9 protein-coding genes and 1 pseudogene are annotated in these 11448 nt (G+C 71.6%); 3 read left to right on the top strand and 7 right to left on the bottom strand.

Annotated features, from left to right (window positions below):
* Positions 1–146 (top strand): annotated as a pseudogene (locus tag IG02_RS0119980) (ATP-binding protein); the annotation flags it as partial.
* A 95-nt stretch (positions 147–241) separates the two neighbouring features.
* On the opposite strand, the gene IG02_RS0119975 reads toward IG02_RS0119980, so the two are convergent.
* From IG02_RS0119975 to IG02_RS0119950, 6 genes are all read right to left on the bottom strand, one after another.
* Positions 242–454 (bottom strand): acyl-CoA carboxylase subunit epsilon, encoded by a 213-nt coding sequence (locus IG02_RS0119975; RefSeq protein ID WP_030749672.1) that lies wholly within the window; start codon positions 452–454, stop codon positions 242–244.
* Between the two features lie 113 nt (positions 455–567).
* Entirely contained in the window at positions 568–2151 is a 1584-nt protein-coding gene (locus tag IG02_RS0119970) for an acyl-CoA carboxylase subunit beta (RefSeq protein ID WP_030749669.1), read from the bottom strand.
* 195 nt (positions 2152–2346) lie between these two features.
* Entirely contained in the window at positions 2347–4818 is a 2472-nt protein-coding gene (locus tag IG02_RS0119965) for a polysaccharide lyase 8 family protein (protein WP_030749665.1), read from the bottom strand.
* Between the two features lie 131 nt (positions 4819–4949).
* Positions 4950–5966: a cytochrome d ubiquinol oxidase subunit II gene (locus tag IG02_RS0119960; RefSeq protein ID WP_030749662.1), complete on the bottom strand. Its 1017-nt coding sequence runs from the start codon at positions 5964–5966 to the stop codon at positions 4950–4952.
* A 145-nt stretch (positions 5967–6111) separates the two neighbouring features.
* Positions 6112–7572 carry a cytochrome ubiquinol oxidase subunit I gene (locus IG02_RS0119955; protein WP_078854625.1) on the bottom strand — a complete coding sequence of 487 codons (1461 nt, stop codon included), beginning with the start codon at positions 7570–7572 and terminating at the stop codon, positions 6112–6114.
* A gap of 205 nt (positions 7573–7777) precedes the next feature.
* A complete protein-coding gene (locus tag IG02_RS0119950) occupies positions 7778–8278 on the bottom strand; it encodes a hypothetical protein (RefSeq protein WP_051765336.1) in 501 nt (166 codons plus the stop codon).
* Between the two features lie 254 nt (positions 8279–8532).
* Here IG02_RS0119950 and IG02_RS0119945 point away from each other — a divergent pair, with 254 nt between their 5' ends.
* Positions 8533–9261 carry an SDR family oxidoreductase gene (locus IG02_RS0119945; protein ID WP_030749654.1) on the top strand — a complete coding sequence of 243 codons (729 nt, stop codon included), beginning with the start codon at positions 8533–8535 and terminating at the stop codon, positions 9259–9261.
* A 220-nt stretch (positions 9262–9481) separates the two neighbouring features.
* Positions 9482–10687, top strand: coding sequence for a glycoside hydrolase family 64 protein (locus tag IG02_RS0119940; protein ID WP_030749652.1), 1206 nt, complete (start codon positions 9482–9484; stop codon positions 10685–10687).
* 150 nt (positions 10688–10837) lie between these two features.
* Here the strand turns inward: IG02_RS0119940 and IG02_RS0119935 are convergent, their stop codons facing one another.
* On the bottom strand, positions 10838–11392 hold the full coding sequence (locus IG02_RS0119935; RefSeq protein WP_030749651.1) for a hypothetical protein: 555 nt from the start codon (positions 11390–11392) through the stop codon (positions 10838–10840).
* Positions 11393–11448: the final 56 nt, after the last annotated feature.

Below are 11448 nucleotides of genomic sequence, written 5' to 3'. Positions count from 1 at the left end.
AGCCCTACACCCCCGACGAAGTACGCGAAGCACTCCAGATCGGCCCCGACACCCCCATCATCACCACCGACGCACGCCACCGCGCCGACGCCAAAAGCGGCCTGATCACCCTGGTCGAACACGCCCTCATGGCACGACTCCGGTAGGTACCGGGCGGCCCGTACACGCCGAACGGCCCCGCACTCACAAGGAGTGCGGGGCCGTTCGGCGTACGCGTGCGCGTGGGGCCGTGCCGCCGGGGTCAGCCCTGCCAGCTGTGCGGGGCACGGAAGCCGGGCGTGCGCTCCAGGCGGCGCCAGCCGGCCGTGGAACGGCCCCGGTGGACGGCGCCGGGGGCGGCGGCCGGAACGGCGGCGGCGCGCGCCATCAGGACGGCGGTGATGGCGGCGAGTTCCTCGGGGCCGGCCTGCCCCTTCTCGACGCGCAGCAGGGACGTGTCGGTGGTGTCACTCATGGCGGTGTTTCTCCATATGGAAGGCGGAAGGCTGGCGGCGGGCGGCACGGGCCCCGGGGCGGGTGAGGCGGACAGTCGCGGCGCGACCCCGGGAACACGAGCCGTCGAGGGGGTTACTGGGGCGGGTTGCCGTGCTTGCGGGACGGCAGGTCCGCGTGCTTCGTACGGAGCATCGCGAGCGCGCCCGCGAGGAGTTCCCGGGTCTCGGCGGGGTCGATCACATCGTCGACCAGGCCGCGCTCCGCCGCGTAGTAGGGATGCATCAGCTCGGCCTTGTACTCCTTGACCATGCGGGCCCGCATGGCGTCGGAGTCCTCGGCCTCGGCGATCTGCTTGCGGAAGATGACGTTGGCGGCGCCCTCTGCGCCCATCACCGCGATCTCGTTGGTGGGCCAGGCGTAGGTGAGGTCGGCGCCGATGGACTGGGAGTCCATGACGATGTACGCGCCTCCGTAGGCCTTGCGCAGGATGAGGGAGATCCGCGGCACGGTGGCGTTGCAGTACGCGTACAGCAGCTTGGCGCCGTGGCGGATGATGCCGCCGTGCTCCTGGTCGACGCCCGGCAGGAAGCCCGGGACGTCCAGCAGGGTGACGATGGGGATGTTGAACGCGTCGCACATCTGGACGAAGCGCGCGGCCTTCTCGGACGCCTCGATGTCCAGCACCCCGGCCAGCGACTGCGGCTGGTTGGCGACGATGCCGACGACCTGCCCGTCGATCCGGGACAGGGCGCAGATGATGTTGCGGGCCCAGCGCTCGTGGATCTCCAGGTAGTCGCCGTCGTCGACGATCTCCTCGATCACCTTGTGCATGTCGTACGGGCGGTTGCCGTCCGCCGGGACGAGGTCGAGCAGCGCCTCGGAGCGGCGGTCCGCGGGGTCGTCGGAGGGGACCGAGGGCGGGTTCTCCCGGTTGTTCTGCGGGAGCAGCGAGAGCAGGTAGCGCACCTCCGCGATGCACGTCTCCTCGTCGTCGTACGCGAAGTGCGCGACGCCGGAGGTCTCCGCGTGCACATCGGCGCCGCCGAGACCGTTCTGGGTGATCTCCTCACCCGTGACGGCCTTCACCACGTCGGGGCCCGTGATGAACATCTGCGAGGTGTCCCGGACCATGAAGACGAAGTCCGTGAGCGCCGGGCTGTAGGCGGCGCCGCCCGCGCACGGGCCGAGCATCACGCTGATCTGCGGGATGACACCGGAGGCGCGGGTGTTGCGCTGGAAGATCCCGCCGTAGCCGGCCAGCGCGGAGACGCCCTCCTGGATACGGGCGCCCGCGCCGTCGTTCAGCGAGACCAGCGGGGCACCGGCCGAGATGGCCATGTCCATGATCTTGTGGATCTTGGTGGCGTGCGCCTCGCCGAGGGCGCCGCCGAAGATCCGGAAGTCGTGCGCGTACACGAAGACCGTGCGGCCCTCGACTGTGCCCCAGCCGGTGACGACTCCGTCGGTGTACGGCTTCTTCGCCTCGAGGCCGAAGCCGCTGGCGCGGTGCCTGCGGAGCTGCTCGACCTCCCGGAACGACCCCTCGTCGAGCAGCAGCTCCACGCGCTCGCGGGCCGTCAGCTTGCCCTTGGCGCGCTGGGCCTCGGTCGCGCGCTCGCTGGGGCCTTGGTGGGCCTGCTGGCGCAGGGCGTGCAGTTCGGCCACGCGGCCCCTGGTGTCTGCGGGCTCGCCGGTCGTCTCGTCCACTACGGTCATGTGCCAACCCTACGAACAACACGAAGGAAAACACGCCGTCGACTCCACACAGTCTCCCGACGGTATTCCTGGTGGGCCTTGACAGAACCGGGGTGTACACCGGCTGCCCGCACAGGAACGTACCCCTGCTACTTGTGGGGTTCCCCCAGATGGGGTGGTGCGCGGGCGTCGGCCGTGCGGCGAGTGGAGGCCGGCTCAGCGGAGTGTCATGGCGCAGCCGTGGGTGGCGCCGGCCGTGCCCGGGGTGATCCGTAGCCGTACCGTACGCCCCTCCGTCAGCACCTCGACCCCCGGGTCGTGGCTGGTCACCCGGGTCACGGAGCGGTCCCAGCCGATCTCCAGCGGCCGGCCGGTACGGGTGGGCTCGCTCACCCGGAGTGTGGCCGTCCGGCCGTGGACGACGGCGAGCACGCTCGCGGGGGCGGTCGCGGTGAGCGGACCGGCCGTACCGGGCTCCCAGAAGTTCGCGGCGACGCAGCCGAGGGAGGGCACGGCCACGGCCTGGACGGCGGGGGTGTTGGCGAGGACGGAGAGCCAGTGGCGGTCGGCGGCCCGGGCGGCGACCCGGGCGCGGGTGGCTCCGGGCATCAGGAGGTAGAGGTAGGAGGCGTCCACCGGGTCGGTGCCGTGATCGAGCCAGAGGGTGCGGTAGCGGCGGGTGCGGCGTTCGGGGGTGCCGCCGGTGTTGATGTCCGACCAGGAGCCGGCGCGGTCCTCGGTGCGGGTCCGTACGGGTGCGCCACCGGGGAAAACCCAGCCGCCGTGCCCGGCCAGGTGGGCCCAGCGCGGCAGCGGCAGTCCTCCGGGGCCGCCACCGGAACCGGCCTCGGGTCTCGAACCGTCCTCGGCTCCGGGATCGAGGTCGTCGGGGCCGGGGCCGGCTCCGGCCCGGGGGCCGGTCCCGGCCCGGGAGTCGAGCGTGAAGCCGTCCGGGCCCCGCTCGCCCTCTGCCGGCTCCCCCAGGTTGCGGTTGTCCACGACGGTCTCCACCGGTACGCCGTCGGTCGCGGAGATCCCGGCGCCCAGGCAGATCACGGCGTCGTCCACGCAGAACCAGGACTTGTGGGCCCGCAGGCCGGAGCCGAGTCCCTTGAGGTGCTGGCCCACGGCGGCGAACCGGCCGTCCGTGGTGCCGCCGACCCACCGTACGTCCGGTTTGGGCTCCCCCCACTCGCCACCGGCCCCGTCCGCGAGCCGGCGGGTGGAGACGGTCGTGCCGGGCAGCCGGTACGGGTCGACGGTGGGCCAGAACCAGTCGGTGTACTGGTCGTCCCGCTCCGGCGCGGCCCACCAGTAGAGCATTCCGGCGCCGGTGTGCCAGCCGCGCGGGTTCTCGCCGTTGCCGCACTCGTAGTGCGCGATCCGGTCGGAGGCCATGGCGATGTTCGCGGCCCAGCCCCCCGGTCCCCGGTGCACGGCCCGGCCCATCGCGGGGAACAGCCGGTGCCCGGCCGACTCGGGAGCGGCGGGCACGTCGGAGGCGGCGACGGCGTGCAGCCGGGCCAGTTCCGCGGTGTCGAACTGCCGGGCGCCGAGGACCGGGGAGACGGTGTTCCGCTCGATCCAGCCCTTGACCAGCCCCGTCCAGCGCTCGCGCTCGGCGGCCGAGGCCACGCCCATCAGCAGCGGCAGGGCGGCGATGATCCCCTGACCGTGGAAGTGGTCGCCGCGCATGACGTGCCGCTCGTCGCCGAGGAGACGACCGCGGCTGACGGCACGGCCGTTGACGCTGTCCATCATCAGCCCGTTGTGGATGAGCGGCGCGTAGGCGTGCTCGACACTGTCGAGGATGTTCTGCCGCGCCGGGTCCGTGACCTCCCACTCCGACCCGGCGAGCAGGCTGAACAGCCGGCCGAGGCCGTCCAGCAGGACCTGGCCGTAGGTGCCGGAGTACGCGACCCAGGTGTGCTGCACGTACGAACCGTCGGCGTAGAGTCCGTCGCCCTTCGTGACGTACGGGAAGACGGGCGACAGGCCGTCCCGCGCGAGGGCGGCCTTCGCGGGCGCCCGGCCGAGGATGCCGCGCAGGGCGACCGAACGGCAGAGGTCGACGCGGTTGGCGCCGGTGCTCACCCCCGAGTAGTCGGTGAGCAGGGAGTCGGGCAGGAAGTGGTCGACGGCCGCGCAGGCCGCGGCGCGCTGCGCGTCGGTGAGGTGGTCGTACAGGACGGCGACGAGGTCCATCAGCAGGCGGGGGCTGCCGATCCGCCACTCCCACCAGTTGCCGTAGGGGGTGGTGCCGGGCCGGTAGACGGTCGCGGCGAGATGGTCGAGGCCGCACGTGACGTCGGCGAGGAGACCGGCGTCCCCGGTGAGCCCGGTGCCGGGCTGCGCGTACGCCCGGGCCATGGTCCACAGCCGGCCGTAGCCGCGGGTGATCCCGCTGGGCGGGTCGTACGGCAGGTCGGGCCAGAGGTGAGCGGCGGCGGGTGCCATCGACGTCCGGAACCCGGAAGCGAGCGCGCCGGTCTCGGCGAGGCGGGAGGCGTACGGTTCCGCCTCCGGGTCGTAGCCGGTGCCGAGCAGGAGGTCCACCCAGCGCGCCCGTAACGCGTCGTGGACGTCCTCCGCCCCGCCGCCGTGCGCCGCACGTCCCGGGAACGCGAGCCCCCCGGCCGCGCCGGTGAGGAGGAACAGACGGCGGGACCAGTCGGGCGACGGCGACACGGGGCCTCCACGGGCGGGGCGTCGATCGGCTGACGCTTGTTTAGCACGGCCCCCGGGACCGGGCAACGGGCCCGGACGCCCCCTCCGGCCGGCTCCCTCCCCGCGCCCGCCGCGCCCCTGGGCAGTCTCGGCTACGCCCGGCCGTCCCGGGCCGCCTCGTCCGCCGGGCGCTGGAAGGTGGTGTAGAGGAGCCAGAGCGAGGGGATCAGGAGCACGGCGCCCACGGCCGTGGCGATCAGGCACGCCGCCAGCACCGAGTCGACCGACGCCGAGGCCGCGACCGTGGTGCCGGGGACCAGCATGTACGGGTACTGGGCGACGCCCCATGCCCAGATGATGGCGGCCACCGCGAGCGCCGCCGCCGCGCGGGCGAGGACGTAGCGGTGCCGCAGCAGCAGGCCCAGGCCCACGACGCCCGCCACGGCGCTGACGATCACCACACCGAGGGCACGGTGGGTGAGGCCGTGGAAGAGGACGGGCGCGTCCTGGTGGAGGATGCCGATGCCGGCGAGGGCGACCAGGCCGCTCAGCAGGCCGCTGGTCACCGCACGGCGGCGGAAGCCGCCTACCAGTTCGTGGTCGCCCTCCCGCGCGGCGTCGGCACACAGGTAGACCGCCGCCAGATGCGCGCAGGTCAGCACGGAGAGGACACCGCCCAGCAGGGACGTCGGGTTGACCCAGCCGGTGACGACGTCGCCCTTGGCGATGCCCGACGGCACCCGGCCGGAGGCGACACCCCCGGCCACCGTCCCCAGGAAGAACGGCGTGACCACCGACGACACCGCGAAGCACGCGCCGAACAGCCGCTGCTGCCACAGCTCCGTACTGGCCTTGCGGAACGCGAACGCCGCGCCGCGCGCGATGATGCCGAGTGCCGTGAGCGTCAACGGGATGTAGAGCGTGGACAGTACGGCGGCGAAGACGGGCGAGAAACCCGACCACAGCAGCACGAGCACGAAGATGAGCCAGACGTGGTTGGCCTCCCACACCGGGCCGATACTGTGCTCGATCAGCCGCCGCTGCGGGAGCCCCCGCCGCGACCGTCCGGCGAGCAGGTCCCACAGTCCGGCTCCGAAGTCGGCCCCGCCGAACAGCGCGTAGCAGGTCAGGCCGGCCCACATCACGGCCAGCATCACGTCGGCGAGCACAGTCGGTCACCTTTCGGGTCGGTGGTCGCGTTACGGCGTACGGTCGGCGCGGCGGGCACGGCAGGACCCGGCGATCCCGGTAAGGCCGCGTGGCCCGGGCGGCGCGGGTGCTGGTGGCGCGGGTGGCATTGGTGGTGCGGAACGCTCACACCACCGGATAGCGCTCGACATCGCTCTCCTGCGGCGCGACCGGGACCGGCGTGGCGCGGACCAGTCGCCTGAGCACGTACACCGTGGCCGCCGTCATCGCCGCGTAGACGATCAGTACCAGCCAGAGCCCCGCCATCAGGCCGGGCGCCGGGTTCACGGCCTCGCGCACGCGCATCACACCCCAGACGACCCATGGCTGCCGGCCCAGTTCCGTGACGCACCAGCCGCATTCGAGGGCGACGACGGCGGCGGGCCCGGCGATCGCCGCGAGCAGCAGGAAGAGCCTGGTCCAGGGGGAGCGCGCGGCCGCCAGCGGGCGGGCCGTGCGGCGGGCGTGCCACCACGCGGCCAGCAGCCAGATCCCCATCGCGAGGAGGAAGAACCCGACGGCGACCATGATGTCGAAGGACAGGTGGACACCGGTCACGGCGGGCCAGTCGCTCCGTGGCACCTGGTCGAGGCCCTTGATGACGGTGTCGGGGCTGTAACCGACGAGCAGCGACAGGCCGTCGGGGATCTCCAGCCCGTACCGCAGTCGGTCGTCGCTCGTCGCGATGCCCCCGATGGTGAGCGGGACGTGGGAACCGGTGTGGAACACACCTTCCATGGCGGCGAGTTTGGCCGGCTGGTACGTGGCCAGGAAGCGCGCCGCCCAGTCCCCCACGACGATCTGGAACGGTGTGACGACGGCTCCCAGGACGAAGGGGAGGGCGAAACCGGCCCGGTGGTAGGGGTCGTCACGGCCGCGCAGCAGCGCCACGGCGTACACGGACGCGGTCAGGAACGACGCCACCATCAGCGCGGCGAGGATCATATGGACCGTCTGCGGCGGACTGGCCGGGTTCATCATGGCCGCCCACGGGTCGACGTCCACCACCTTGCCGTCCCGCAGTGTGTAGCCGCGCGGCTGGTTCATCCACGCGTTGGCGCACACGACGAAGAACGCCGAGGCGATCCCGGCGACGACGATCGGGACCCCCATCAGCAGGTGGCGCCGGGGCGGCATCCGGTCCCAGGCGTACAGGTAGATCCCGAGGAAGATCGCCTCGATGAAGAACGCGAACCCCTCCAGGGCGAACGGCAAGCCGATGACCTGCCCGAACGTGCCCATCAGCCCCGGCCACAGCAGCCCCATCTCGAAGCTCAGGATCGTGCCGGAGACCGCCCCCACCGCGAACAGCACACCCATGGCGCGGGCCCAGCGGCGGGCCAGCAGCCGGAAGGCGGGGTTGCCGGTACGGATGCCGTACCACTCGGCCATCAGGGTGAGCAGCGGCAGGCCGACTCCCAGGCACGCCACCACGATGTGCCACGCGAGCGAGAAACCCATCTGGGCCCGTGCGGCGGCCAGGTCCCCCGGGGAGACGGCGGCCAGGACCGATGCGGCCGAGGCCGAGGCGTCGTGCGCGGACGCGGACGCGGACGCGGCGAGAAACGCGCCGCCGGGCAGGTTCATGGTGCACTCCCGGGCCGGGCATACGGGTGGATGCCTGTTGAATTCGATCCGCGCCCAGAGGTACCACCGAACGGTGGTCGGGCACGCGCGACAGGCGGTCCGACCCGGCGCGGAATCGCGTACACCACTCCCGGCCACATCGGCGCCGGGCCCGCCCGGCCGCGTTCACCCGCGCCTCGCCGGCCGGGCGGGCCCGCCGCGCGTGTCAGGAAGAGATGACGGGACCGTTGGGAACGGCGTCCAGCACGACGGCGCTCACGGTGACGATCTTGTCCCAGTCGAAGCTGTACTTGTCGAACACGGCGGCGCTGGTGATCCCGCGCTTGACGCCGTTGCTGACGAGGTAGACCGTCGCGGAGGACGGGGTCTTGGCGAGCATGGCGCCGTCCGACAGGTTGCCGCCGTCGTCGATGCGGTCGATGTCGATCACGTTCTGGATCCCGTCCCAGCTGCGGAACAGGTTGAAGTACGTGGCCTCGTTGGGGATCCCGCGGCGCTTGCCGTCGAGGACCAGGTAGACGGCGGCGTTGTTCACCGTCTTGACGCGGTAGCCGTTGAGCTCCGGGTGTTCGCCCTTGACCTGCGCGGACGTGCCGTGCGTGGGGGCCGGCGCGTCGGCGGCGCTCGCCACGGGCGATGCGCCGAGTCCGAGCAGTGCCGCCACCGTCAGGCCGGCCGCGCCACGTAAGACGGGTCTCTTGATCATGGGTCCTCCAAAGCGTCGGGGACGTGTGCGGGCCGGGGCGCGTGCCGCTCCCGGTCCGGTTCACTCCGGTACACGTCGACTGGGGATCTGGCCGGGCAATCGTCACGCACCGGGTACCGCGGGGAAAGGCCAAAGCGAGTCAATGACGCCGAAGCCCGGGCAGCGACGGGCCGAGCACGAGCGCGGTGCACAGGCCGCTCATATAGTGGGGCATACGCCATTTTCACGAACATACTTTCAGCGGAAGGCATGTCATGAAGTGCGCAGTCATCGGTGGTACCGGTCTGATCGGGTCGCAGGTCGTCAGGAATCTGAACGCGGCCGGGCACGAGGCGGTACCGCACTCGAAGTCCACCGGGGTCGACGTCATCAGCGGTCAGGGACTGGACGAGGCGGTGGCGGGAGCCGACGTCGTCGTCAACCTGACGAACTCCCCGACGTTCGACGAAGCCTCCCTCGCCTTCTTCCGGACCTCGATGGACAACCTCCTGGCCGCGGCCCGGGCGGGCGGTGCCGGCCACTTCGTCATCCTTTCGATCGTCGGCACGGACCGCGTTCCGGAGCTGGACTACTACCGTGCCAAGGCTCTCCAGGAGACGATCCTCGCCGCCGGGCCGATCCCCTACTCGATCGTCCGGGCCACGCAGTTCATGGAGTTCATGGACGCGGCCCTGTCGTGGACCGCGGACGGTGACACCGTCCGGCTGCCCGCCACGCCGGTCCAGCCGATCGCCGCCAAGGACGTGGCCGCCGCGGTGGCGGAGGTCGCCGCGGGCACCCCGCTGAACGGCATCCGCAACATCGCCGGTCCCGAGGTCCTCCCGCTGGACGAGCTGGGCCGGATCACCCTGTCCCGCAAGGGCGACAACCGAACGGTCGTCACCGACCCCACCGCCGGCATGTTCGCCGCGGTCAAGGGTGACGTCCTCACCGACGAGAACGCCCACCTCGCCCCCACCCGCTACACCGACTGGCTCTCCTGACCCGCCACCGCCGGGTGGCGGCCCCGGCACCGCCAGGGTGGAGCGGCGGCCCAAACTCCCCCGTATGACGCCATGTTGTGAACATCACCCGCATCAGAGAGCGCTCTCAGCCTCAACTCTTGACGCGTCCGGCACAGATCGCAAGAGTGTTGGCCATCGCAGGCGCGACCCCCCACACATCGCGCACCTCTGCGTACCCCCACACAACAGGAGATCCTTCGTGATATCCCGCAGACTGTTTCTGACCGGAACGGCCGCTGCCGCGACGGCGGTCTCGTATCCCTTCTGGGGCAGCGCGCTCAGTCCCAAGGCATCGGCCGCGCCGGAGACCTGTGAGATCGCCCTCCAGAACACCTCGCTGCCCGGATCGGTGAACGCGTACGTCACCGGTCATGACGCCACCACCAACAGCTGGGTGCTGCTGCGCGCCGACGGGAGCGTCTACCGGCCCGAGTCGCCCGGAGCACCGCAGACGCCACTGCCGGTCGACTGCGCGATCCCCCTGAACGCGGCGGGAGCGGCACCCGTCGTCCTGACGCTGCCTCAGATGTTCGGGGCGCGGGTCTACTTCGTACGGGACGACAAGCTCGACTTCTTCCTCAACCCGGGGCCCGCCCTCGTGGAGCCCGCCTTCGCTACCGAGGCGGACCCCAATTACGGCCGCACCTGGTCGTTCGCCGAGTTCACCTTCAACACGGACCAGCTCTACTCCAACATCAGCTATGTCGACCTGGTGACGGCCCTGCCGATCGGCATCAAGCTGGAGGGCGACGCCACGCACACGGTGGCGCCGCTGCCCGAGGGCGCGCTGGACAAGATCGCCGAGGAGCTGACGGCGCAGGCCGCCGTCGACGGTCACCCCTGGGACAAGCTGGTCCTGCGAGCCCCGGACGGCAAGGTGCTGCGGATCATCTCGCCGCAGAACCTGGCGGGCCAGACACCCTTCGGCAGTGTCTTCGACAGCTACGTCGACCAGGTCTGGGAGAAGTACCGCACGACGGACCTGACCATCGACCTCCAGGGCGGCCGGGGCGTGTTCACCGGACGGGTCAGCGGGGACACGCTGACCTTCAACGGCGGCCACACGTTCGCCAAGCCGACCTCGATGGACATCTTCACCTGCAACAGCGGGCCGTTCGCCAACAACCCGAACGACTCCGACGACAAGAAGGGGCTGCTCGCGCGGCTGGCCGCGGCGTTCAACCGGTCGACCGTCCTGAGCCACCCCGAGCAGCCGAACGGCGCCACGGCGGCGGACTACTACAAGGACCCGGTCACCAACCACTACGCGCGGGCCCTGCACGCCCACACGCCCATCGGATACGCGTTCCCGTACGACGACGTGCAGCCGGACGGCCAGCCCGACGTCTCCGGGGCGGCGCACGACGGCAACCCGCGACGGTGGACGGTGTCGGTCGGGTCCTGACCCCGCCCGGCCCGGGATGCCCCGGCGCGGTGCCCCGCTCCCCCGGCGATCGGAACGGGAGGGCGGGGCACCGCCATACGGCACTACGGCATTACGGCACGCGTGGGCGCGGGCGAGCGGGCCCGGCGGGCAGGCTCAGCGGGGCAGAGCTCAGCAGCCGCCGCAGTTGTAGAAGGTCACGTCCCAGTGGTTGCCCTCGTCCGCGTAGACGTTGCCGGCGCCGGACTGCCACTGCGGGGCGCCGTCACCGCGCACGCCGATGTAGGTGAAGGTGTTCTTGACGTAGTTGGTCAGGCAGGTCGCCTTGCCGAAGTCGAGCTTGTAGCCGTTCCAGTGCGAGTACGTACCGCCCGCGTGGCCGGTCTCCGTACCCCCGGTGATGTTGATGGCGCAGCCGCTGGCGCTCCGGAGGGTCTGCGCGCCCTTGGCCGTGTCCAGGTTGAGCTGGTCGAACGACGTACAGGTCGGCGTGTTGCGGTCCGAGCAGCCGCCGGACGAGGACCAGGTGATCCCGGACGAGCGGAACATCGAGGTCGCCGTGGCGTGGCTGATCTTGGTGACCGCGACGGCGGACGGGGCCTGGGTGACGGACGGGGCCTGCGTGGCGGCCTCGGCGGCGGTGGCCGTGGCGACGACACCGAAGCCGGGAGCGAAGAGCCCGCCGACGGTGAGGGCGAGAGCGGTGAGAGCCGAGCGGATTCTCATGGGGCGTTGCCTCCTGGTGGAAACCGTTGGACGAAACCGTTGGGACACGACGCCGC

It is taken from the genome of Streptomyces sp. NRRL F-5135 (genome assembly GCF_000719775.1).
Lineage (GTDB): Bacteria > Actinomycetota > Actinomycetes > Streptomycetales > Streptomycetaceae > Streptomyces > Streptomyces hebeiensis.
The sequence above is the reverse complement of the archived record's forward strand: the minus strand, read 5'-3'. Positions and strand labels throughout refer to the sequence as shown.

Excerpts from the sequence above, each read along its gene's own strand:
- IG02_RS0119975 (WP_030749672.1), bottom strand. The coding sequence starts at position 454 with ATGAGTGACACCACCGACACGTCCCTGCTGCGCGTCGAGAAGGGGCAG.
- IG02_RS0119970 (WP_030749669.1), bottom strand. The coding sequence starts at position 2,151 with ATGACCGTAGTGGACGAGACGACCGGCGAGCCCGCAGACACCAGGGGC.
- IG02_RS0119955 (WP_078854625.1), bottom strand. The coding sequence starts at position 7,572 with ATGAACCTGCCCGGCGGCGCGTTTCTCGCCGCGTCCGCGTCCGCGTCC.
- IG02_RS0119950 (WP_051765336.1), bottom strand. The coding sequence starts at position 8,278 with ATGATCAAGAGACCCGTCTTACGTGGCGCGGCCGGCCTGACGGTGGCG.
- IG02_RS0119945 (WP_030749654.1), top strand. The coding sequence starts at position 8,533 with ATGAAGTGCGCAGTCATCGGTGGTACCGGTCTGATCGGGTCGCAGGTC.
- IG02_RS0119935 (WP_030749651.1), bottom strand. The coding sequence starts at position 11,392 with ATGAGAATCCGCTCGGCTCTCACCGCTCTCGCCCTCACCGTCGGCGGG.